We start from the raw sequence: 22,126 nt of genomic DNA on the forward strand, positions 1-22,126 counted from the left end.
GGAAGACCTCACCGCCTTCTATGAGTTCCCTGTAGAAATCAGGCGTATTATCTATACCACCAACCTCATTGAAAACCTGAACGGTAAAATCAGGAAGTACACCAAGAATAAATTATCCTTCACTACCGATGATGCTGTAATGAAATCTGTATATTTGGCTACAAGGGAAGCCACTAAAAAATGGACAATGCCTGTTAGAAAATGGGGGATTATCCTCAATCAGTTCTTGACCATATATGAAGAAAGGGTTCAACTTTAAGTTATAAAATCAAACCCCTTTATTTAAAACTTACACACTTTACGGAATAGTGTCCTTGTTTCATTTCAAAAGTAGTTTTATAACCTAAAAAACTTAGCTGTCAGATTTTATCTTGGCTATTTCGGCTTAATCATTTTTGGTTCTTTCTAAAATCAATGATGAAAAAGATTTAATTCCAATTTTCATACATTCTTCGTCAACTCTGAAATTTGGTGCGTGATTCATAGCAACAATTCCTTTTTCAAGATTTGAACCGCCCAATAAGAAATATACACCCGGTACTTTTTGCTGAAAATAACAGAAGTCATCGTTGAAATATGGAATCTGACCATAATCCAAAACAATCGTTTCATTTCCATAAATGCTGTTGAGTGATTTTATTGCTTTGTCTGTTAACCCTTCATCATTCAATACCGTTGGGTTTTCCATTATATATGAAGTTGCTATAAATTTATCTTTATATTCTGAATTATTGATGATGCGTTCAATTCTCGGTAAAATATTAGGCAAATTCGATTTGTTAGTTTCATAGGCAAATGTTTTTATGCTAAATTGATTTTCATTTTCTTCAATGACGAAATTTTCCTCCATAAAAAAATAATCTTTAAAAATGGTATTTGGATTGCCTAACCCTATTACTGAGTCAAAAGCCAATGGAATTTCCCAAGGATTGCCCCCTTCTTTTTTTCTTAATGTTTTATCCTTTATTTGATTGTATAAAATCTCTGCATCCTCTTTTGAAAAATCATCATCAAATTTTATTTGTATTAGCTTTTGATATGCATACATTTCATTTGGTTTGACCATTATCTGACCAACAGGCAATGCAGTTACGTGCAATGCATACATTTCGTCAATATTTAATTCCGAAAACAAACTGCTACTAGCCATATTTTTTGCTCCAAGAAAAGGTTCTTCTTCCGGTTGAAAAATGAAATAAATTGTACCTTTAATCGATTCCTTATTTTTCGATAATACTTCAGCTATACCAAGCCCAATTGCCATATGAACATCGTGTCCGCAACCGTGTTGTATTCCTTTAAACTTAGACTTAAACGGGACTTCGTCAGGAAAATCATTTGGCAGAGCATCCATATCAGCTCTCCAAGCTATATTTTTTCCTTCTTTTTCACCTTTCAGAATTCCAATAACACCATAACCTGCGATACCAGTTTTAACTTCTAATCCTAAATTCGATAGGTGTTTCGCTATAATTTCAGCGGTTCTTTTTTCATTTCCTGCCAATTCCGGATTTTCGTGGAAGTCCCTCCTTATTTCAACTATTTTGTTAAATAATTGCTCCGTATCATTTTCAATTTTTTGATGGATATCTTTTTCTTCGAAAGTTTTACATCCAAATATAATGTTCAACAAAAGGATAATTAATAATATACTATTTTTCAATCTCATTTTTTTTGTTTGTCTGTTTTCAGACATTGTTCCCTAATTATGTATACTACAACCAGTTGTATCATACCCATTTTAGGTACTAATCTACCCTATTTTTCATTACAATAAAAGCATTTGCAGCTACATGAATATAAATTTCAGCAATTTTTGTGGATTGATGCCCATAAAAACTCAACATGTATTGTCCTCACGTCTACCCTAGCCTAACGGCTACTATTAAAATGCTTTAAACAAAAAGAGACTAATCTCCATCGTGGCAATCAACAGGATCTTTATGTTAGGCGTTACCGGTCATACGAAGACTTAGTTATTAGCTACTGTATTTATTTTTCAAATTTAATTTTCTAATTCTAGTTATGATAGACGAAACACTTCTTCCCATCTTTTCTTCAATTTCATTAGGTTTTTTTCCAAATTTGGGTAAATCCAAGTTCTATCTCTTAATCTTTTGCCTATCTTTTTCTTGATCCATTACGGATCAAGAAAAAATTGAAAGATTTTATATTCCCTATTTTGAGAAAAAACAGTATTTTACACTAAAAATTATGAAAATTCCGCCTGTTCCTTACAACGATGCTGAACGATCTGAAGAGGCTACTCAATATAGCAAATACTCTATAGAGGAAGAGGATTTGAATTTTTTAAGCGCAATGGCTGCTGAAATTTGTAACACCAATAGCGCTCTCATAACACTTATCGGTAAAGACAAGCAGTATATTCAGTCAGCTTTTGGTATAGAATTAGAGGTTCGGGAATTTCCCAGGGAATTTACGTTTTGTGCCCATACTATTAATAATACAGATAGTGCTACTGTGATCCCAGATGCGAGAAAAGACGAACGATTTAAAGATAATCCATTTGTCACGGGTGAAAATCCGGTAATATTTTATTCCGGTTATCCTTTAGTGAATAAAAATGGGTATGCTTTAGGTACTATTTGTGCCATAGATGGTAAACCGAAAGATTTAAATGAAGAGCAGAAAAACAAATTAGCTTTACTTGCAAGGCAGGTAATGAATTTACTGGAACTTAAAAAACAGTCCGAAATTCTTACCAAAACAAATAAAGAACTTTCTAAATTAAATAAAAGATTCCAATACATCACCAATAGTACAAACACGGGTACTTTTGAATATGATATAAACAACTATTCTCTCGAATTTAATGAGGGCTGGTGCATAATTACAGGCTATCCCAGCGAAAAAGACTTATCTTTAAAAGAATGGGAGCAGCTTGTTCACCCAGAAGATCTTCCTGGTTTAAAGCAAAAAATTAAAAAACATTATAATGCTCAGGATCGTTTTAATTATCAGTTTCGGCTTTTGCATAACAATGGGAAATACATCTGGATAAGCGCCAAAGCCCAGTTTAATTTTGGCTTCGCTAAAGATGATCCTACCCATATCTACGGGATACTTATAGATATTACCAAACAGAAAAATAAAGAGTCTGAAATTCTTTATAGACAAAAACTCTTGCAATCATTATATGAGCTCTCTCCCATTGGTATTGCCCTAAACGATTTTGAAACGGGGGCTTTCTTAGAAATAAATGAAAAACTATTAGAACCTACCGGTTATACCCGAGAAGAATTTTTAAAACTGAATTACTGGGATATTACCCCAAAAGAATATGAACTACAGGAAGCACAGCAAATAGAATCCATGAATGCAACAAGTTCCTACGGTCCTTACGAAAAAGAATATATAAGAAAGAACGGAGAAAAATATCCGGTACTTTTAAGAGGTATATTGGTAGAAGATCTGGAAGGAAATAAGAAAATATGGAGTTTTGTTGAAGATATTTCTGAGCACAAAAAAGATGAATTTGAAAAGGCACAGCACCTAGAAAAGATCCAGAGTTTATTGCATATAAAAAACGATCAAAATGAGCGTTTAAAAAATTTCGCTCATATTGTTTCCCATAATTTACGTTCCCATTCTGGTGCTATTAACACCCTTATCTATTTTATACAAGAAGAGAATACTATCTTAAATGACCAGGAAACATTTAAGTATTTAATTCAGGCATCATCAAACCTGGAGGGTACTATTAAGGATTTAAATGAAATTGTGGAAGTAAATCTATCTGATGCCAGAGATTTTAAACAGATTGACATCTACCCCTTGATTCAAAAGAATGTGGAAAGTGTATTTCCGCTTGCCAAACAAAACAAGGTAGAAATCTTTACCAATGTTGAACCGGAAACCTATATGGTAGGGGTACGCTCTTATTTAGAAAGCATTTTCCTTAATTTCATCACGAATGGTATTAAATACAGCGCTGTAGACCGGGATAGCTATCTCAAAATTTCTGCGCAGTCGGAAGGAAATTTTACGACTGTAGTCTTTGAAGATAACGGTCTGGGAATAGATATGAAAACTTATGGCAAGAAACTATTTAAAATGTATCAAACCTTTCATACCCATAAAGATGCCCGTGGCATAGGACTGTTTATTACCAAAAACCAGATAGAAACGATGAACGGAACTATTGAGGTAACTAGTAAAGTAAACGTAGGTACTACTTTTAAAATTAAAATCCCTAATAAAAAATAGATAATAGTTCTCTTAAAATTAGCTTTTTTAAGAATTTAATTTAGCAAAAAATACATTCTTTTAAAGTATTATGAACCAAGTAATTCCTCCTGTTTCAGGATTTGTTTCTTCCCTAAAGAATTTTCGTTTTGTTTGATTGTACATTCTTTACAATTCTTCTTGCTGCCGTTTCCACTTCTCTGCCATTCCCGAAAATTAAACCTGTAGCAGTTCATCCTGGACAAACGAACAACAGGTTTTATTTTTTTCATTATTCATCGAGCAATGTCCACCAATATTCCATTTATTTAAAATCTGTTGAAACCGATACCTGTTTCCAGTCCTTCATCGTATTCGTTAAGGATTCAATTTTAGACCACGCTCTATCGTAAGCATCACTGCCCATAAATAAATTCATCGGTGGATTGGGTTCAACTACCAATTTTAAAAGAACCTCCGCCACTTGATCAGGATCTCCAATTTGATTTCCATCTGTCGATTTAAACTTGCTATGTGCTGTTCGGATATGCTCATAATCTGTAATTTCCGTCTTACTCAAATAAATAGATTCTTCTTTGGCAAAACTGGTCCTAAACCAACCGGGAGAAACTATAGAAACATTAATTCCTAATGGTTTGAGCTCATTTGCCAGTCCTTCAGATACTCCATTAATAGCAGATTTAGCAGCCCCATAAACAGACCATCCCGTACCCGGTGCGAATCCCGCTATCGATGAAATATTAATGATATGTCCTGACCTTTGCCTTCGCATATAAGGAAGTGCCTGCTGTATCACTTTAATAACAGCAAAAAAATTAACTTCAAAACTTTGCTTGATTTCTTGCTGAGTGAGTTCTTCTAGAGCTCCTCCCGTGCCAAATCCGGCATTGTTCACAACTACATCAATGCGATTAAATCGAGCTATGGTCAACGCTATTGCATTTTTTATAGAAGGCTCACTGGTCAAATCTACTTCGAGTGGCAAAAATGAAGCGGAATAATTTTCCCCGAATTCATCGGTTAATCCTTTTATAGTTCTACTTGTTGCAGCGACTTGATGTCCTTTTTTTAATAGTTGTTTGGCTAAAGCTAATCCGAGTCCTTTAGAAGCGCCAGTAATCAACCATACTTTTGAATACTCCATAAATTTAATTTTTAGACAAAATTACTGGAGCTTTCCGTAGATAATTTATGGTAATCAAACCATAGTTTGCATTGATCAAACTTTTCTAAACGCTGATGGGGAGTATTGGGTTTGCTTTTTAAAAAAAGCATTAAAATGTGATTGATCTTCATAACCAAGTGCCTGACTAATTTCCGCTATATTCCAATCTGTATGTTTTAGTAATGCTTTTGCTTCGGCTAACAAGCGCTCAGCAATATGCGCTGTAGTGGTCTTTCCGGTAGTTTTTTTCAAAGCCCGGTTTAAATGGTTCACGTGAATAGCCAATTGATCTGCATAATCTGAAGGATTTCGATAATTAAATTTCTGTGTCCTATGTTCAATCGGAAATTGCCTATCCAGTAATTCCTTAAAAACGGCTGTAATACGGGTATTGGCATCTACAAACCTGGGTTTTACCTGAAGTGGAGAAAGTTTAATGCTCAAGAATATCAACTGCGATACATAACTTTTAATAAAATCATATTTATAGGCATAATCACCTGTGATCTCTTTTTCCATTTTTACAAATAGAGCGCGTATTTCTGCTAACAAATTACCTGAAAGTTGATAGATAGGTTTTGCTTGCGGTTGAAATAAAGGAAGATCAGACAGGTTAATCCTTAGGCTTTCTTTTAAAAATTCTTCTTTAAAAACGCAAAAATAGCCTTTGGTAGCTGGTTTTAATACTTCATAAGAGTAGGGAGTCTCCGGATTAAAAAAAAGCAATGTTTCTCCTGAAACCGGTACACTCTCATCACCAAAGTGAAAAATATTCTCGCCTTCAAATAACATCATTTTATAAAAGTCCCTCCTTACGTATGGTGGTATCTCATAGTTGCGTTTTATATTATCTTCAATATTAAACACGTCAAACAAACCAATTTCTTGATCCCTTACTTTTGGCGGTGTTTGAAACTTATGTTTATAAAATTCTTCTAAAGATTCCACTTAAATAATTACTTTCAACATTATTCCAAATCTAAGTTTTTTGTTTCACTTATTGCTAAAAGCCTATATGCCAACAAGGATTTTGTCATATCTATTTTCCTTAAACACTCCAAAACTTCCCGTTTCTCTCTATAAATAACCAAAATTCTCTATTTCCATTAAGGTTTCCTTTAAAATGCTTTTGGAACGTATTTTTTTATAGTGCTACTCTCCTATTTTATATAGAAAACTGTTAATACTGATGGCTGTCGGGACGGATCTTCTATAGATAAAAGTTTATTGAGATACGTAGCTTGTGCAACGGTTACCATTTTTAGCACAAGTATCTTTTATTTTAACTTCATCAATTTTATAAAAAACAATTTTTTTTGTGTCCCCATAATGTTTCTTTAGGAACTTTTTTAGTGATTGAAATTCAATTGGTTTAAATATTCCATTTTTAGAATAAAATATATCATTTTGGAAATAAACAAAATGAATTACCCAATCACTTTGATTAACGAATGCTAATAGCACATCATTAGGAATAGCTTGTTTTAAGTTTTTAGACGGTTTAGTGGATATTTCCCCTATTTTTTTGAAATAATTATTTAATATTTTCTCGGCTGATTCTCTGTCTATACTTGAACGTTTCCCAAATAAATATTGATCAAAAGTCTCATTATTAAGAAAATATTTTTCTAGAGCATATGTATAACAGTTCTGACCTCCCGTTTTTGTGATCTGTATTAAGTCATCAATATCTTGTTGAGTTCTGTATAAAGTACTGTCCTTTAATGATTTTCTCAACTTTTCTAAATAAGTGGTATCAATTTTTATATTTTTATTTTGAATATTGACTGTTATTGTATCATTTAACCATAACACACGAGTTAAATTAGAATTTAATTTTGTCTTAATAGTATCTACTACAATGGATTTAATAGTAATTGGATTGAGAGATATTGAATTTGTCTGACTATATATAGTTACAAATGCAAAATAAAATAATAAAGTAGTAATGGTTCTTTTCAACTTAGTCATTTTTAATATTTGTGCTAACGTAATTGGCTATGATTTAGTTGCGTGAAAATCCTTGCGGATTTTCCGCCGAGAACCGAAGATAGCAAATTTGCGAGGACTTTCCTATCGGAAAGTCAGAAGCGATGAAATATAGCACCTGTTTTTTATTCCGTTATTGGTTTTATAAATTCTGTCAATTTCTTTTCATTTATTTCATTGACTTTGTGCCAGTCCATATATTTTGTTGGAAACGCAGCCCCTCTGGTTAAGTCAAGAATTTTTTTGTCTTTATCTATTAGATAAGCTGCTGGATAGTCAAGTTTATGGTTAAATCCGCTGATTATTATTGATGATTTGTCAATTGGTTCAGATTCAGATGGAATTAAATGAATTCTTTTGTCATATTGAGAAGCAATTTTTTTTAAGTCCTTTTCTTTGTTTGGATGAGCCGGCAGGCAGGAGTACCTAAAATATACCGGTAAAAAGGTGAAAACAGGGGCAGCACAGCTTGCCCGGTCTATTCATTATCAAAACCTTGAAGGAGCACTTAAAAGTAGCCTTTTAAGCACTCCAATTTTTGGAGTATAGTCTACCAACTTTAAACAATAAAACCGCTTAAAGCGGCTTATTTAAATCAGGATTTTTTGAAATTATTGGCTTGTGCAACGGTTACCGGTGTTGTAATGCGTTTTAATTTTCAGATAGTATTTTTATAATATTAGTTCTATATTCTTCGTCCTTTTCTTTTATTTCTATGAATCCATTTGGCAAATCAGGATTTAGATAGAATTCAGAATATAAATTACGTTCATCGTTTTCATCAAAGAACAATTTAAATCGAAAACTACTATTTTCTAGAATAGCTTTTTCTCTGTTTAAGGATAATGCTATAAAAATCAGTTTTTTGTTAGAGAACTTTGTCTTAATTGGTTGTCTATAAAGTTTGGACATTATTTCAATTAGTTTGTCGCTTTCTTTTCCAATTGACTTAAATTCAACTCCGTTGTAAGAAACTCCAGGGTTATCAATTGCGCCTCCAGAAATTCCATTTTCTATATTTATTTTTAGTCCGACAATTTGGTCGTTATACTTAGCTTTGCAGGTCAAGCTCCAAAATCCGTTGTCTAATTTTTCTTTTTGGGTTATGGTCAAAATTAAGTCCATCCAACCTTCTTCAGCGTCTTGGTTTGAAGTCAGTTCAATTAAATTTCCGTTTTGACTAAATCCGAAAAGACTACTTAAAAATCCCATTATTAATATTATTCGTTTAATTTTCATTGGTTGGTCAAATGCATTACAACGGATTGTATAAATTTAGTTGCGTGTGGCAGCCCTAAGTTAGCAAACAAACCAAGAGCGGAAAAATCCGAATGGATTTTTCCAAATAGGGAATGGCCTAGCAATTAACTTTATACGGTTTTACCTGCTGGCTTTTATATTTTTTCATTTCCAAATTCGTTATTAAAATCCCTAACTCTTTTTTCTGGATATTCGTATTCTGCATTCATAAGCAAGTCTCTCCAATCAGTTCGAGTCAGTTCAATCATTTTTTTCAGATGATTTATGTCTTTGTTTCCAGCAAATATTAATGCTCGGACAATTCTGTGACTTCTAAATTCTTTATTGGATTTAATTAACTCTTGAATTTTCCTTTTCGCTTCTCCAGAGTTCTTTCCGTAATCAGATTCAAGTTTTTTTATGATGTCAGCAGGATATAAATTCAGATTAAGTGTTTTTTGGTCAGAATCCAGTTCCAATTTTAAATCAGGATTTATAATTTCAATGATTTTCCCATAACCTATAATTCGACTTCCTTCGCAAAACTTAAATTCCAAATTTTTATAAAGTCGTTTTGAAAAGTATTCAGTTCCTAAAATTGCGATTTCAGCCTTTATCTTTTCTCCAGATTCAACAATTTCTTTTCCGATATAAGTTTGATTTCCAGAAGTCAAATATTCAGGATAATTGTCAAATTCAATATGCGGTCTGTAATTCGAATGTGCAGGTGTTTTTCTGCCACCTTGCTCTGATGTCAAAAATTCTAATTCAGCTATGAAGTCAAGTTGTTTCACGTATTTTTTTCAGCTTCTGACTAACGTATTATAATGATATGATTATTAATTTATTACAAAACCTATATCTTCATTAGTCAACCCAAATTTATCGATTTGCTTTTTAATACGCTTTACCAGCCCCAGTTTTCTTTTCTGGTCAAGGAATAAGTAACCTTCCGGATTTATATAAGGCACGACTTTTATAACCATGTTCCAAATAATCACGGCTAATTTTCTTGCCGTGGCACTAATAGCCGAGACCCGTCCTTTTCTAAAGTTTATTCTATGGAAAAAGTCCCGCAATGGTGTGGGGTCTTTTAAATTGCCTATGGCATTGGCAGCATTTCTAAGCGCAATTTTAAGCCGGTTGCTTCCCTTGGGGACTTTACTCGATAGTACTTTACCTTATTGTTTGGAGCCAGCCGCAACCAGCTTGCAAAGTGTTTGGCAGTTGGGAATTTCCTGATCCCTTCAATTCCTACTTCGATAATCAGTGCCAGGACTGTAGCATAGCTCATTCCCTTTATGGCCAATAAATCTGTTCCTTCAAACATCTGGTAAGATTTTAAGTTCAGGTCGATGTCCTTGGGCGTGTTTTTATGGATCCTCTTATGGGGCTTTGGGTCAAGGTGGTGTTCCCGCTTATTATCGTCAGACCCTATGATCTCTTCCAGCATTTTTGCTATTTCTTTATCACACTGGCCTATTTTTAATTGCAGGTGATCATAGGTTTCCAGCTCCTGCCCAAGGGCGAACAAGTAATCCTTCCTTCCATTGGATTGCAAAGCACTGGCTATTTCGGCTTCACTTTTGCGGCAATTCCCGTGGCGTAGGGAAGCAAGTTTTTGGGGATTGGTCTCTCCATTGCAGATTTCCCGTATGATCAATAAACCGGTAAGCCCACAAATGTCTTTTACCACCACATCCAGACGAAAATTGAGCAGTCTTAGATATTTCTGCATTTTTTTGGAAGTAGAGGCGGCTGCATGCAGAAGATTGGATCTGTGCCTGCAGTAGGTGCGCAACTGTTCAGTTTTTCCATCGGGCAGGAAACTACCGCTGAGCAGTCCCAGGGTATGCAACTTCTGGATCCACTGACAGTCCATCACATCACTCTTTTTTCCTTTGATATTCTTGGTGAATTTCCCATTGCAGAGGATGACATAGAACCCCATGGCAACCAAAACAGCATACAGGTTTTGCCAGTACGTACCGGTGCTTTCCATAGCGACGGTTTTGATGTGTCTTTCCTTCAACCACTCAGCCATGGCAAAGAGGTCCTGGTTGAACACTCCGAACTCGCGAACATCCTGTTCGGATTGGCCAACGGCCACCCAATGAGAGCGGCTTCCAATGTCGACCCCAGCAGCGTGGGGATGGACAATTTCCATTGAAATTGATGCTTCCATAGTTTTTGAAAATTTAAATAGCTCCAAGGAGATGTGCTTTTGGCTAGTAAATATTCTGATCGGGGTTCCTGAATGATCAGGACCGCCACTGGAGTCACCGCAAACATCTCAACCAGGATTGCGCACGTGCTCCCCAAAGGGGCAACAGTTTGAAAATCGGTCTTGCAAAGAGCTCAACTAATTTAGGAAATAATGGAATGAAAAACGTTAGCTGGGGGAGTTAATGGTGTGGTATAGGGAGGATTGCAGGTAACTGTCAACTAAAATGAGTATGCGCCCCAGTTGCTAGAAGCACTGAGATTTCTGATTTCAAACATCCTATCAAAGAGCTCAGTTCGCATATTCATTTTAGTATCTGTTATGATCTTTTAGTCGTTTTTCAAGGCGTTAAGTTCCTTTTCAAGTTGTTCAATTTTAGCCTGTTGAGCTTGATTCTGCTTGTTCTGCTCGATCAAATACAGCGTTAGTTCCTCGATCTTCTGAAGAAGTTTAGCATCCATCTCTCCTAAGTTGATACCATTCTCGGTTACCTCAGCTTCATTTGGAATTTCAGGGAGATGACCTTTCTCCACTATGTGTTCTTCTACTTCCTCAAGAGTTCGCAGGTTATAATCGTTCTCGAAAACAAAATCAGACCAGCCACTAGCTTCAACTTTTATTTCCCTTGCTCCAATAGAACCTTCAACTGCAAGTTTGTGAGAACCAGTTGTAAAAGTACCTATTCCAATATTACCTCCTTGAAATATTGACATTGCTGTTGTTAATGATTCAGAACCGAGCTCTGAGTACGAACCGACATTAAAGTCTAAATGACCTACGCCACCAGTTTGTGACATTTCAATATGGGCAGGATAAAAGGTTGCGTTTGTTCCAGTCCATCTGTAAAATTTTAATGCTGGGTTTGCGGTGCTGGATCCATAGCCGAGTAAAAATTTAGCTTGATTACTATTTTCAGAATATTCCCATTTAAAACCACTAGATCCGATTAAATGCATGTTTGATTCAGGAGAAATTGTACCGATTCCGACAAGCCCATTACTCGAAATATGAAACCTATTGGTTGCATTTGTTCGAAGAGTCAATCCAGTATTAATCATTGACCCTACCATTAAAGTATTACTTGGGTCTATTTCAAACCGTGCAATTAATGAGCCGTCTCTTAACACATCTAATCCTTTCTTCCAGCCAGTTCCGCTATGATTTGCTATAAATTTCCCGTCGTTTATCTGATAATCTTGCGCATTCAAGTTATAGCAGGTTATCAAAATTAATATTAGTGATTTGAGTATTTTCATTTTATTCGATTTAGGTGAAATTGATTACAACGGTTTGCATATGGCTTGTGGCGGTTTAGAAGCACTTTCCTGTCCATCGAAACCAAAGCTGGCTGTGAAGCAAAAACCTTGCTGGCAGCTTTTCACCCGCCATAAGCTATATGCGTTGTGTGTGCCCAGCATGGGCATCTTTATCATATCTAAGATATGATATTAATCTAGAGGGTGCAAGTCCCTTATGGGCAGGGGTGACGCCTTGAACCATTAGTAAGCCGCAAGGTTGTTATCTGTGAAGATAGAACTGAAGGAAGCGGGACTACAAACCCTGGTACTGACGAACAGGAACCGGATAAGAGGCTATAAGGTTGGATGAACAAGCACATCATTGTGAAGTCCTAAACGTTTCTTTGGAAATGAATACCGAAGTAGTAGATCCGGCAGGAATCAGGGGAAAAAAGATATCCTTACCTGGGGAGGTCTCCATAACCACGGCGTGGTATAGTGGAGAAGTCAGCAGAGGTCATAGTACCCATAGGGAACGAGGTGCAGCAAACTGCATAGGTCTCACAAATGGGAAAGGACTGAACATAATCCTTTCGGAAATTAGAATAGGAGCATTGTTTTTCATTCATTGGGTGACCGAATCCCAAGAAAATCTGTAGCCTATTCATAAAGTACGAAATAGTTTCAATTGGTGTAAAGAGCGAGTGAAAAGATGGATTATGAACCGCAGTACCTGCCTGCCGCAGGCAGGTACGAGACCCGTATGTACGGTGGTGTGAGAGGCGCACTCCGTCAGTTACTGGCGGAGCCATCTACTCGATTGTAGCACGTTTTTATTTTATTTTTTCTTTGTCCACGAGCTTTGAAAGGTTCGTGTGATAATACTGTTTTACATCTGTCTTGTCTTCAGGGACTATTTCAAATGACTTTGATTTAATTTCAATTTGATTTTTTAAGGTTGCCGAAGTTCCTAATCCGAAAAATGACGAATTATTGAATCCTACCAATTGTTCTTCTAAATTCTTACCGTTAACGTCTACCACGATTGGTTTTGAATAAGTATGATTGAATGTCCATTCGTTCAAGTATCCGATTCCATTTGAGTCTACTGTCAAAATGTTTTCTGTCACATTCGATTTTATGAGACTGACTTGACCCGTATAATTCTCGGGCACGACAATTTTCAAGGTCGGTGAGTAGAGTTGGTAGTGAAAAACAGAAAAAACTATGGCTGTTATCGTGAAATAGATTGTCCAAAAAGGAAGTTCTTTTGAAATCAATTTGGTCAACCAAGTCAAGATTAGTCCGCCAACCAAAATTAGAGTGATTATCATTCCACCTAAAAACAGTCCTGACAGAAACACTCCGCTTGAAACTTCTGTCAACTTGTAAATCAAAGTCGCTAAAAGTCCCAATGAAATTAGTCCTGTCACTATTTTCAAATTTCGGTTCATTTTAATGTGTTACAACGATAGCCATAAAAATAGTGTTTCTTTTGGGATATAAGGGTTTGGAAACATTATTTTTATGGCCTGTTAGGGGACGTTTTTTTTCCCAACAATTGGTTTTGGAGGTGCTTGGTAAGGAAAAAATCTCCGGTTTTCTCTACGAACTCACCCGTGTTTTCTACGGTAGCAGCGGTCAGAAGAGTATTGATCCCATCGTGTTTTTTAAGCTTTGTTTGGTGGGTTATTTAGAGGATATCATCAGCGACCGTAAGCTTATCGAGCATTGCAGTATGCGACTGGATATCCTGTATTTTATAGGCTATGATATTGATGAGGAGTTGCCCTGGCATTCAACCATCAGCCGCACGCGGCAGTTGTTCCCTGAAGATGTGTTTGAATCGGTTTTTACTAAAGTGTTCACGCTTTGTGTAGAAGCCGGGATGGTGAGCGGACATACCCAGGCTATCGACAGTGCCCCGGTAAAGGCCAACGCTTCGATGGACACTCTGGAACTAAAAGTACCTGAGGAAGAACTGGAATCTCACCTGCGTAGGGTTCGTCACATCAGCGCTATGGATAAAGAACAGCCCTTTCGCAAAAGCAAAGAGGATAAATCAGACAAAGGTCAACGCAGCATAACTGCCAATGAGCAGGAACTACAGGCTATTACTACCCGTAACAAGCGTTGGAGCAAAGATCAGGATCAACGTCCGGGAGCCGGGAACAAAGGCAGTAAATACACCAGCAATAAAACCCATTACAGTCCTAGCGATCCTGATGCACGCATCAGTGTTAAACCGGGCAAGGCCAGAAAACTCAATTACCTGAGTCAACTTAGTGTAGATACGGGCCATCACGTGATCACCGACATCAAAGCTTACCACGCCGATGGTAAAGACAATCAACAACTTCCCGATATTGTAAAACGGGTAAAGCGACGCTTGTGGCAACAAGGTCTAGTCTGGGAGAACTGTGTGGCAGACACGGGATATAGCAGCGGAGAGAACTACGCCTTCTTAGAGCGTCAGGGACTCAAGAGTTTTATACCTGCCCACGGCACCTTTAAAGGCGGGCCTGATGGATTTATGTATGTTGAAGATCAAGATCATTACCTGTGCCCACAGGGCAAGATCATCCCGTTTACCAAGGAGTTCAACGATTACAGGACAGGTACCCGCAAGAAAGAATACCGTGCCCGCAAGCACGTGTGTATTGACTGCCCAATACGCAGCAGCTGTCTGGGCAAAAGCGCACAGGAAAAGAAGTTTAGCGTTACTTATTACCGGGCAGAATACCAGCGCAACATCGCCCGGGTAGAAAGCCCTCAGGGCAGGTATATGAAAGGCAAACGGCAAAGCACGGTAGAGCCCGTCTTTGGAACCTTGACCCAGTTTATAGGATTAAGGAAGGTAAATACCGTAGGACTAAAACAAGCCAACAAGTGTATGCAACTGTCCGCCATCGCCTACAACATTAAGAAGTACCTCAAATTCACTCAAAAACGGGTGAAAAGTGGGGCAGGAATGCTCGGCTTGTATTTTAGACTAAAAACAGCCCTAAAAGAGGTGTTTAAATCAATGCAAACGACCGTTCATTAAACGGTATTAGACTAGAAAACCGCTTAAGAGCGGTTTAAATAAGTGAGATTTTCTAAGAATTAGAGGCTTGTGCAACGGTTACCTTTGTTACCACACGTTTTATTTTTTAAAGTTTTCATAATATGTTCCATTCGGATTTAGATTAAAGAATTCAAAAATGTCCTTTTTAGCACTTATGTTTTTTGGATTCCTCAAGTCAGCTTCCAATTCGTAAAATTCGGATTCCCAATATGGTTGATTAGAATTTGTTTTGATACAATTCTCTAATGTCTCTTTGTGAAAATTTACAGTAGCTCCAATCGATTCCACTCTATAAGGATTTGACTTTAATATTTTTTCCCAACTTTTGGCATTTTTGTCTGGATTTTCAATCGCTAAATGCTTGTTGTATTTTTTTGTTGTGGTTTCTTTAAAAATAAGTCCATATTGCAAATAAACGGTATCAAAATCTCCGTAATGAATGCTTTTGGAATAAGAAATAGGAAAATCAAATTCTGATTCCGATAGAGGTTGGTTTCCAATTACCTCATAGTCTCCGTAGAACAAAACATTGTCCATAATATATTGAGCAGGAATTGACTTTTTTGTTTTAAGTTCTTCTAAATCGGTTTCTTTAGTTGGGCTTATGAAATGGTAAACTTTAATGACAAGAGGTTGAGTCATAAGGTTCATTATTCCGTAATTTTTATTTGCCTTAAACTTTGAATCCTTTCTTAAAGGTCTCAAATCGAAAATCAATCGTCCAAATCCATAATTTCGTCTGTCAACTTTGAAAGCAAAGAAGTCACCTGCTTTTAGCTTTATCCTTTTTCTTTTTTTTGAAGAGAATTGTTCGATTGATTTCAGGTCTTCTGAATTTGAGTTTCTTATGAAATCATTGAGCCAATTTTTTAAATCCGAAATATCTTTAAACTTTATATTCTCAAAATGAGTTGAGTAAAATGTGTTTTGAGTTGTGTGGTTTCCGATTGTTATTCCACTAATCCCAAAATCGAAATAAGTGCCAATTGGTGTTTTTGATTCTAATGTTGAAGAAGTCAGTTTCTTTGCTTTTCCTTTTTGAGTTTTTGGAAGCAGAAATTCTCGGTTTTCAGTTTCCTCATTATATTGAATTTCTGAATATTTTAATTCAGTTGAAATCACTTGTTTTCGGATAGTATTTTTATCAAAGTATAAAATTGAACTTGGGCGATAAGAATCCCCTTGAAGTGTGACTTTTTCCCAATTATTTGCAACTAATTCTAAACCTAAATATTTGCGTTGTTCATTGTTTAATTCAAAAGTCATATGGTTTTCTCAAATGTGTGGTAACGGCCCTGGCTATGGCAAGTGCGGGATTTTGAAACCGCTTTCTTGTCCGCTAGACCGAATGTTATTTAGTTTAATATCTTCATTTTTAAGCAGTCAGCCCGCATTTGCTATAGCCGATGTTGGCAACTGGCTTTATTTTTTTAGTTTCTGCATTATTTTTTCGTCTTGAAATGTTCTAATTCCATTTTCATAATTCGTCCTGAAATATTCGTCATATCCCGTTTCGTTTATTTTATCAGCAATAACCTGTTCGTCCAAAAATTTCTTCGGGTCAGGAACAGTCAATGTCGCAATTAGAAAATCGAAGTCATTCATTTCTTCTGTCCATTCGATATTGAGAAATCCATTTTCATCAATTATCTCAGGTTCGTTGTCTATTTGATAATCTGATTTATTCCAATCGTAGTCTTGGTATATTTTAGCCCACCTTTCTTTTATGATTTCAAGACCTTTACTATTCTCCAATTTCGGATTTATTAAAAGCCCTAATGTTCCCCAAGTTTTGTTTAAGGAAGGTCTAGACTTTTTCCAAAGTCCTTCAGCTCCAGCCATAGCAAAGGCCTGACTTTCTAAATTTCGTGCATTTTTAATAGTTTCTTTTAATGGTAGGATGTATGCAGTTCCAAAATCAGTCTTTAGATGGTTAGAAACAATCATTGTGTAAGTATCCTGTCTGGTGCTTGATTTTCTTCCATAGCGAATTCTAATTCTTACTGGAACTTTATTGTCATTTGTTTCGAGATAGACTTGTCGCCATTTTTCTCGTTTTGGTGTTTTCTCCCAAAATAAAGAACCAATGATTATTGCTCCACCTTTAAATTCCATTTCGTTCTGTTTTCAGCTTGTTGCCAACGTACGGATAACACAACTTGTTGTGTTATCTCCATTTTAGTTAAAGTACTAATCTACCGCATTTTTTATTTTTTTAAAAGCATTTGTAGTATGACCTGCCAGCATTTTTCTTTTTAATTGTTCCATTCGATAGTATTTGATATTCCGTCTTTCCTTTACTCAATATCATATTCCCATAAATACCCATTAACTAAGTAGCAATCAAAAATCGTGAATTTCCTTTATATAAATTATGTAAAACCAGTAGAAATAAGACACGAAGTTACTCAACTTCTACCCTACCATTTTGGATAATATTGTTCTTTTAGTTTAGTAGGCAGACTCAAGGCAACATAAAATATAATTTTGATTTCGATCATACCCTGACTCTGATTGAATACAAACAATTTAGGGCTATTTTAAACACTTCTTAAAATTTTAAAATACTAAGAGCTATACAAATCTTGTTTTCAATCCCTGTTTCAACTATTTTTAAGACATAATCACTTAATTTTTAGATAGTTTTACATTTTTAAACAATTTGGCTAACGGAATAAAATAATTCAAAATCAATAAAATGATCAAAAGATTAAAGATTGTATTCATATTAGGATTTATCATTTTCCTTCAGCAATTTGCAAAAGCACAGGGAAATCAAAAGTTTTTACAAAAAGTAGGTGTCGTGGATAGTCTTTATTCACAGATCCTAAACGAGTATAGAAAGATTTATGTACAAATACCATCTAGTTTTATCCCTTCAAAAAATCAAAAGTATCCAGTTGCATTCATTATAGATGGAGAAACCTTGCTTCCAACAGTTAATGATGTGCAAAATTATTATAGTGGTGGTTTTACACCCGAAATGGTTCTTGTAGGTATTGCTAACAATAAAAATAGAGTTCGCGACCTCACTACTTCAACAATAACTTGTAAATATGGCATGCCTTTCAACGAAAAAAATGGAGAGGCCAACAGTTTTAGGAAATTCATCCAGAATGAACTGATTCCGTTTGTTGAAATTAAATATCCCGTCACCGATTACAGAACCCTCATTGGTCACTCTTATGGTGGGTTATTTACCATATACACGCTACTTTATCACCCCAATTTATTTGATAACTATTTAGCAATCGATCCCAGTTTGGATTGGGATAACCAAAAACTATTAAAAAATTCACAAGAACAACTTAGCAGGAACAAATACCATGGTAAGGCTCTGTTCATGTCATTAAGTGGCCAATTACATATGCAGAATTCTGCAATAACTTTAGAAAATGTAATGCAGGACACTACAGATTATACAGTATTCTCACGTTCTAACATTGCATTTTCAAATTTGATTAAGCAAAACAAGGACAATGGTTTATCTTATAAATGGAAATTTTATCCTAACGATATCCATGGAACAATTCCGTTTCCTTCAATTATGGAAGGTTTAATTATTCTTTTTGAATGGTACCAAATGGAAAATACCGATAGAATAAACTCATTTGAAACATCCAAAGAAGTGCTTTTTGCAATAATAAAAAACAGGGAAAAGAAACTTAAGGAGCATTTGGGCTATGCAGTGCCACCGTACCCTGAAGAACTTTTAAACATGTCAGGGTATATGAACATGGAAATGCGACGACCTGAAATAGCCAAAATGTATTTTGAACTTGCTATTGACTATTACCCTAAAAGTGCAAACGCCTATGACTCTATGGCTGATTATTATGAATCCCAAAATGATATGGCCAACGCAATAAAATTTATTCAAAAAGCTACTGAATTAAGTGATGATGCATACTTTAAGGATAGATTAAGGCAATTAGGGGAGAAATAACAGGTTTAGCCAATTGGGAATGCTCTAATGAATAACTTTAAAAACTTAAACCCTAAATTAACCTTCCAGAAAGCTATAGGGATAAACGTTTTTTAATTTTTGAAAATATTTTTTTGCTAAAAACAGTCTTAAAGCTATCTAGAAAATATAATGATCATTGTATAGAATTTGACCAACTTTAAGGACAATAAGTTTCTTTTTAGTGCTAAAACTAGGGGCATAATTGATCCTGAATCAAACAAAATTGAAAGCGTAATGACTATTTTAAAAATCTTACTGGAGACTTTTAAAGGCTAAAACGAAAAATGTTAAAAACACACATATTGGACTGTAAATTAATAAAGTATAAACTATTTTTTATTAATTTCGATTTTAACAAAATCATCAATCATGAAAATCATCACTTTTACAGCTCTCTTTTTCTCTTTACTTATCTCAAGTCTTTGTAATGCGCAAGCAAACTTACAGGTAATTGAGAACCCGGCCTATGAAGCAACAACCAGCGGAATCACTCATATCAGCCGAATAGAACGGACCCCACAAGTAACCCGGGTCACCATTCATTCTAAATTTGTTCCCGGATGGTGGGTCAATTTTACCAAAGACACCTACCTAAAGGATGTGGCTACCGATAAAATGTACAGGATTAAAGAGGTAATAGGTGCCGAATTTGACGAAAAACTCTGGACTCCCGATTCTGGAGAGCAATTCACCGAACTCATTTTTGAGCCGCTCCCCGCTTCTACTCAAAAAATAGATTATGTGGATGGCCAAAGTACCCTATTCGGTGTTTCACTAACTAAAAGTGCTTCCAAAACTACAAACGAAGTACCATCAGACGTGATGAGCTGGATTCAGGATGAGGTTTCTAAGTCTGATCGTGCCTTAGCTGGTTTTGAAAGCCCCGATTTTTTTAAGCGTGAAATGGCCCATGTAGTGGGTTATATTAAAGGTTACGATCCCAGACTGGGTTTTGAAACCGGAATAATATACATAAGTAACGAGCTTACCCGGGAAGAATATCCCACCGTTGTCGAAATTGCAACTGATGGACGATTTGAAGCCCAAATACCAATGGTTCAACCCGCAGAAACATTTATGGTAATTGATGAGGAGGGCTTTAATTTTTATCTGGAACCCGGCACTTCCCTGGGCCTTATCTTAGATTGGAAAGAGTTCCTGCTTGCCGACCGGTATCGTGATCGCCGTTATGAATTTAAGGATATAGAATTTTATGGTCCGCTGGCCAAAATAAACCGTGAATTAAACGCCTTTTCCCCAATACGTCCCGATTACCGAGAAGAATTTCAAAAATGGGTAGGCACACTTGCTCCTCTCGATTTTCAAACTAAAATCCTGGACCTATATGCTCAAAATGAAGCTAAATTGGATACCTATTTAGCTGAAAATAAAATATCTCAAAAAGCGGAAAACTTTCTCAAGGCCAATATAAAATTAATCTCAAGTACCGATATGTTTGACTACGTAGATCGCAGGGATTATTTAAAAAGAAATGATACAACCAATGCCATTCTGAAACTAAAAATACCCGATTCCTACTATGAAAATATGAAAGCTTTATTACCGGTAAATGAACCAGCCGCTATAGCTACTAATCAATACAGTACTTTGATAAACCGCCTGGAGTTTGCTGATCTATTTTCTAAAGTAGAGCACGGATCACAACTAGGAAGATCTCGAAAACCGGAAAAGACACTCCTCGAATATTTTGAAGAAGAAGGTATTGCTCTAGAAGAAAAGTACAGGGAATTATTAAAACCAATAGCAAAAGACCAAAGCTCCAGTCTTGATTCTTTAGAACAAATTAACCTGGCAAAAGAATTCAATGAAAAATACAAAACACAAATACAGGCACATTTTAAAAAGTATGTTGAAGCCCCGCCCGAGGACAGAGCCCGGGACGTTCTGAATACATGGATGAAAAAAGACAGCCTAATGGTAAAAGACCTGGGGATTAAAAGAGGTTTGGCTAGTGATATTATTAAAGTACGAAGTTTAAAATTTTGGTTTGAATTTTGGGGAAAAGAAACATCAGACCTGGTTTGGGCTCGCTTAAAACAGGATTTAGCAAATCCATTTTTAAAAGCTGAAGGGCAACGTATGTATGAAAAAGCATACCCGGCTGAACTACCTGATAACCAAACTCTAGCTGATAAAGATATCATGGACCCCCAAACTTTTAAGGAAAAAACGCTTATACTTCCCGAAGGTAAGGGTACCACGGCCTTTCGTAACATTACAGACCCATTTAAAGGGAAAATAGTGTTTATTGATTTCTGGGCAACATCATGCGGTCCCTGCGTGGCGACCATCAAGCGCATGAAAGAAACCCGGGAAAAATACAAAGACAATCCTGATTTTGATTTTGTCTTTATCACCGATCAATCCCAATCCCCCCAAAAAACTTATGACCAATTTATTGCAGAACAAGAACTGGAACACGTGTATCGGGTAGATCAAAGCACCTATCACCGTTTTAGGGACCTGTTTAGTTTTAATGGGATTCCCAGATATATTGTCCTCGATAAAACAGGTAATGTGGTAGATACTGATTTTGCAATGCACAGCTTTGATTCTAAACTACCTAAAATTCTCGATAAATACAAGTAAACTATCTTAGGCAAGCCTAAGAGCATTTAATCTCGGTAATGAGGCAATGGCCAAGAAATATTTTGAAAGCTGATACTCATCTGGAAAAGATTCTCATTCTTCATTTAAAAATCAATAAGCCGAAAATTTCCAAAACATTCCAATCCAATCCTAAAACAAATTGAAGAGTTTACATACTTATGCTAGGGCCAATTAGATACATATACCCTATTCTGGTAGACATCTCGATAAGGCCAAATTCGCTTTGTAAGGAAAGCATCATCTATCGAAATGTCTTTACCAGAGAAATGTAGGGATGGGCAAAAAAGTGTACTCTAAAATTTCATTGGTTAGAAACAAGCCATTTTGATATCCAAAATATGACCTAAAGTGCTATAACGGTCTTGGTACAAATTTTCAAGTTTTCTGCAAAGACTTGTCT

At 35.9% G+C, this 22,126-nt stretch carries 17 protein-coding genes; 5 read left to right on the forward strand and 12 right to left on the reverse strand.

Going from position 1 to position 22,126, the window contains the following annotated elements; all coding sequences use genetic code 11:
* Window positions 1-259, forward strand: a 259-nt coding sequence (locus L1967_RS09110) for a transposase (RefSeq protein ID WP_249601352.1), incomplete at its 5' end; no start/stop codon positions are given.
* 126 nt (window positions 260-385) lie between these two features.
* On the opposite strand, the gene L1967_RS09115 is transcribed toward L1967_RS09110, so the two are convergent.
* On the reverse strand, window positions 386-1,696 hold the full coding sequence (locus L1967_RS09115) for a M20 metallopeptidase family protein (protein ID WP_249601353.1): 1,311 nt from the start codon (window positions 1,694-1,696) through the stop codon (window positions 386-388).
* Window positions 1,697-2,214: 518 nt separating this feature from the next.
* On the opposite strand from L1967_RS09115, the gene L1967_RS09120 reads away from it, so the two are divergent.
* Window positions 2,215-4,227 carry a sensor histidine kinase gene (locus L1967_RS09120; RefSeq protein WP_249601354.1) on the forward strand — a complete coding sequence of 671 codons (2,013 nt, stop codon included), beginning with the start codon at window positions 2,215-2,217 and terminating at the stop codon, window positions 4,225-4,227.
* Between the two features lie 283 nt (window positions 4,228-4,510).
* Here the strand turns inward: L1967_RS09120 and L1967_RS09125 are convergent, their stop codons facing one another.
* The 9 genes from L1967_RS09125 to L1967_RS09165 form a co-directional block, all read right to left on the reverse strand.
* Window positions 4,511-5,350: an SDR family oxidoreductase gene (locus tag L1967_RS09125; protein ID WP_249601355.1), complete on the reverse strand. Its 840-nt coding sequence runs from the start codon at window positions 5,348-5,350 to the stop codon at window positions 4,511-4,513.
* A 75-nt stretch (window positions 5,351-5,425) separates the two neighbouring features.
* Window positions 5,426-6,319 carry an AraC family transcriptional regulator gene (locus L1967_RS22390; RefSeq protein WP_249601356.1) on the reverse strand — a complete coding sequence of 298 codons (894 nt, stop codon included), beginning with the start codon at window positions 6,317-6,319 and terminating at the stop codon, window positions 5,426-5,428.
* Between the two features lie 276 nt (window positions 6,320-6,595).
* The gene (locus tag L1967_RS09135) at window positions 6,596-7,333 is read right to left on the reverse strand and encodes a hypothetical protein (RefSeq protein ID WP_249601357.1); all 738 of its coding nucleotides are present in this window, start codon (window positions 7,331-7,333) and stop codon (window positions 6,596-6,598) included.
* 678 nt (window positions 7,334-8,011) lie between these two features.
* Complete coding sequence (locus L1967_RS09140; protein WP_249601358.1) at window positions 8,012-8,572, reverse strand: hypothetical protein; 561 nt, start codon at window positions 8,570-8,572, stop codon at window positions 8,012-8,014.
* A gap of 182 nt (window positions 8,573-8,754) precedes the next feature.
* Window positions 8,755-9,393, reverse strand: a complete 639-nt coding sequence (locus L1967_RS09145) for an elongation factor Tu (protein ID WP_249601359.1) — start codon at window positions 9,391-9,393, stop codon at window positions 8,755-8,757.
* Window positions 9,394-9,438: 45 nt separating this feature from the next.
* Window positions 9,439-9,678 carry a hypothetical protein gene (locus L1967_RS09150; protein WP_249601360.1) on the reverse strand — a complete coding sequence of 80 codons (240 nt, stop codon included), beginning with the start codon at window positions 9,676-9,678 and terminating at the stop codon, window positions 9,439-9,441.
* A gap of 23 nt (window positions 9,679-9,701) precedes the next feature.
* Window positions 9,702-10,784 (reverse strand): IS110 family RNA-guided transposase, encoded by a 1,083-nt coding sequence (locus tag L1967_RS09155; RefSeq protein WP_338063528.1) that lies wholly within the window; start codon window positions 10,782-10,784, stop codon window positions 9,702-9,704.
* A 368-nt stretch (window positions 10,785-11,152) separates the two neighbouring features.
* The gene (locus L1967_RS09160; protein WP_249601361.1) at window positions 11,153-12,079 is read right to left on the reverse strand and encodes a tail fiber protein; all 927 of its coding nucleotides are present in this window, start codon (window positions 12,077-12,079) and stop codon (window positions 11,153-11,155) included.
* 815 nt (window positions 12,080-12,894) lie between these two features.
* Window positions 12,895-13,503: a hypothetical protein gene (locus L1967_RS09165; protein ID WP_249601362.1), complete on the reverse strand. Its 609-nt coding sequence runs from the start codon at window positions 13,501-13,503 to the stop codon at window positions 12,895-12,897.
* Window positions 13,504-13,556: 53 nt separating this feature from the next.
* Here L1967_RS09165 and L1967_RS09170 point away from each other — a divergent pair, with 53 nt between their 5' ends.
* Window positions 13,557-15,107 carry an IS1182 family transposase gene (locus L1967_RS09170; protein ID WP_249601363.1) on the forward strand — a complete coding sequence of 517 codons (1,551 nt, stop codon included), beginning with the start codon at window positions 13,557-13,559 and terminating at the stop codon, window positions 15,105-15,107.
* Between the two features lie 99 nt (window positions 15,108-15,206).
* Here L1967_RS09170 and L1967_RS09175 read toward each other — a convergent pair whose 3' ends face one another.
* The gene (locus tag L1967_RS09175) at window positions 15,207-16,394 is read right to left on the reverse strand and encodes an immunity 26/phosphotriesterase HocA family protein (RefSeq protein WP_249601364.1); all 1,188 of its coding nucleotides are present in this window, start codon (window positions 16,392-16,394) and stop codon (window positions 15,207-15,209) included.
* 156 nt (window positions 16,395-16,550) lie between these two features.
* Complete coding sequence (locus L1967_RS09180) at window positions 16,551-17,243, reverse strand: hypothetical protein (protein ID WP_249601365.1); 693 nt, start codon at window positions 17,241-17,243, stop codon at window positions 16,551-16,553.
* 583 nt (window positions 17,244-17,826) lie between these two features.
* Here L1967_RS09180 and L1967_RS09185 point away from each other — a divergent pair.
* Together L1967_RS09185 and L1967_RS09190 are read left to right on the forward strand one after the other, a co-directional pair.
* Window positions 17,827-19,074, forward strand: a complete 1,248-nt coding sequence (locus L1967_RS09185) for an alpha/beta hydrolase-fold protein (RefSeq protein WP_249601366.1) — start codon at window positions 17,827-17,829, stop codon at window positions 19,072-19,074.
* A gap of 390 nt (window positions 19,075-19,464) precedes the next feature.
* A complete protein-coding gene (locus L1967_RS09190) occupies window positions 19,465-21,705 on the forward strand; it encodes a TlpA family protein disulfide reductase (RefSeq protein ID WP_249601367.1) in 2,241 nt (746 codons plus the stop codon).
* The last annotated feature ends 421 nt before the right edge of the window (window positions 21,706-22,126 follow it).

It is taken from the genome of Zunongwangia pacifica, from assembly GCF_023499215.1.
GTDB classification, from domain to species: domain Bacteria; phylum Bacteroidota; class Bacteroidia; order Flavobacteriales; family Flavobacteriaceae; genus Zunongwangia; species Zunongwangia pacifica.

Excerpts from the sequence above, each read along its gene's own strand:
- L1967_RS09115 (WP_249601353.1), bottom strand. The coding sequence starts at position 1,696 with ATGTCTGAAAACAGACAAACAAAAAAAATGAGATTGAAAAATAGTATA.
- L1967_RS09120 (WP_249601354.1), top strand. The coding sequence starts at position 2,215 with ATGAAAATTCCGCCTGTTCCTTACAACGATGCTGAACGATCTGAAGAG.
- L1967_RS09125 (WP_249601355.1), bottom strand. The coding sequence starts at position 5,350 with ATGGAGTATTCAAAAGTATGGTTGATTACTGGCGCTTCTAAAGGACTC.
- L1967_RS09140 (WP_249601358.1), bottom strand. The coding sequence starts at position 8,572 with ATGGGATTTTTAAGTAGTCTTTTCGGATTTAGTCAAAACGGAAATTTA.
- L1967_RS09155 (WP_338063528.1), bottom strand. The coding sequence starts at position 10,784 with ATGGAAGCATCAATTTCAATGGAAATTGTCCATCCCCACGCTGCTGGG.
- L1967_RS09160 (WP_249601361.1), bottom strand. The coding sequence starts at position 12,079 with ATGAAAATACTCAAATCACTAATATTAATTTTGATAACCTGCTATAAC.
- L1967_RS09175 (WP_249601364.1), bottom strand. The coding sequence starts at position 16,394 with ATGACTTTTGAATTAAACAATGAACAACGCAAATATTTAGGTTTAGAA.
- L1967_RS09180 (WP_249601365.1), bottom strand. The coding sequence starts at position 17,243 with ATGGAATTTAAAGGTGGAGCAATAATCATTGGTTCTTTATTTTGGGAG.
- L1967_RS09185 (WP_249601366.1), top strand. The coding sequence starts at position 17,827 with ATGATCAAAAGATTAAAGATTGTATTCATATTAGGATTTATCATTTTC.
- L1967_RS09190 (WP_249601367.1), top strand. The coding sequence starts at position 19,465 with ATGAAAATCATCACTTTTACAGCTCTCTTTTTCTCTTTACTTATCTCA.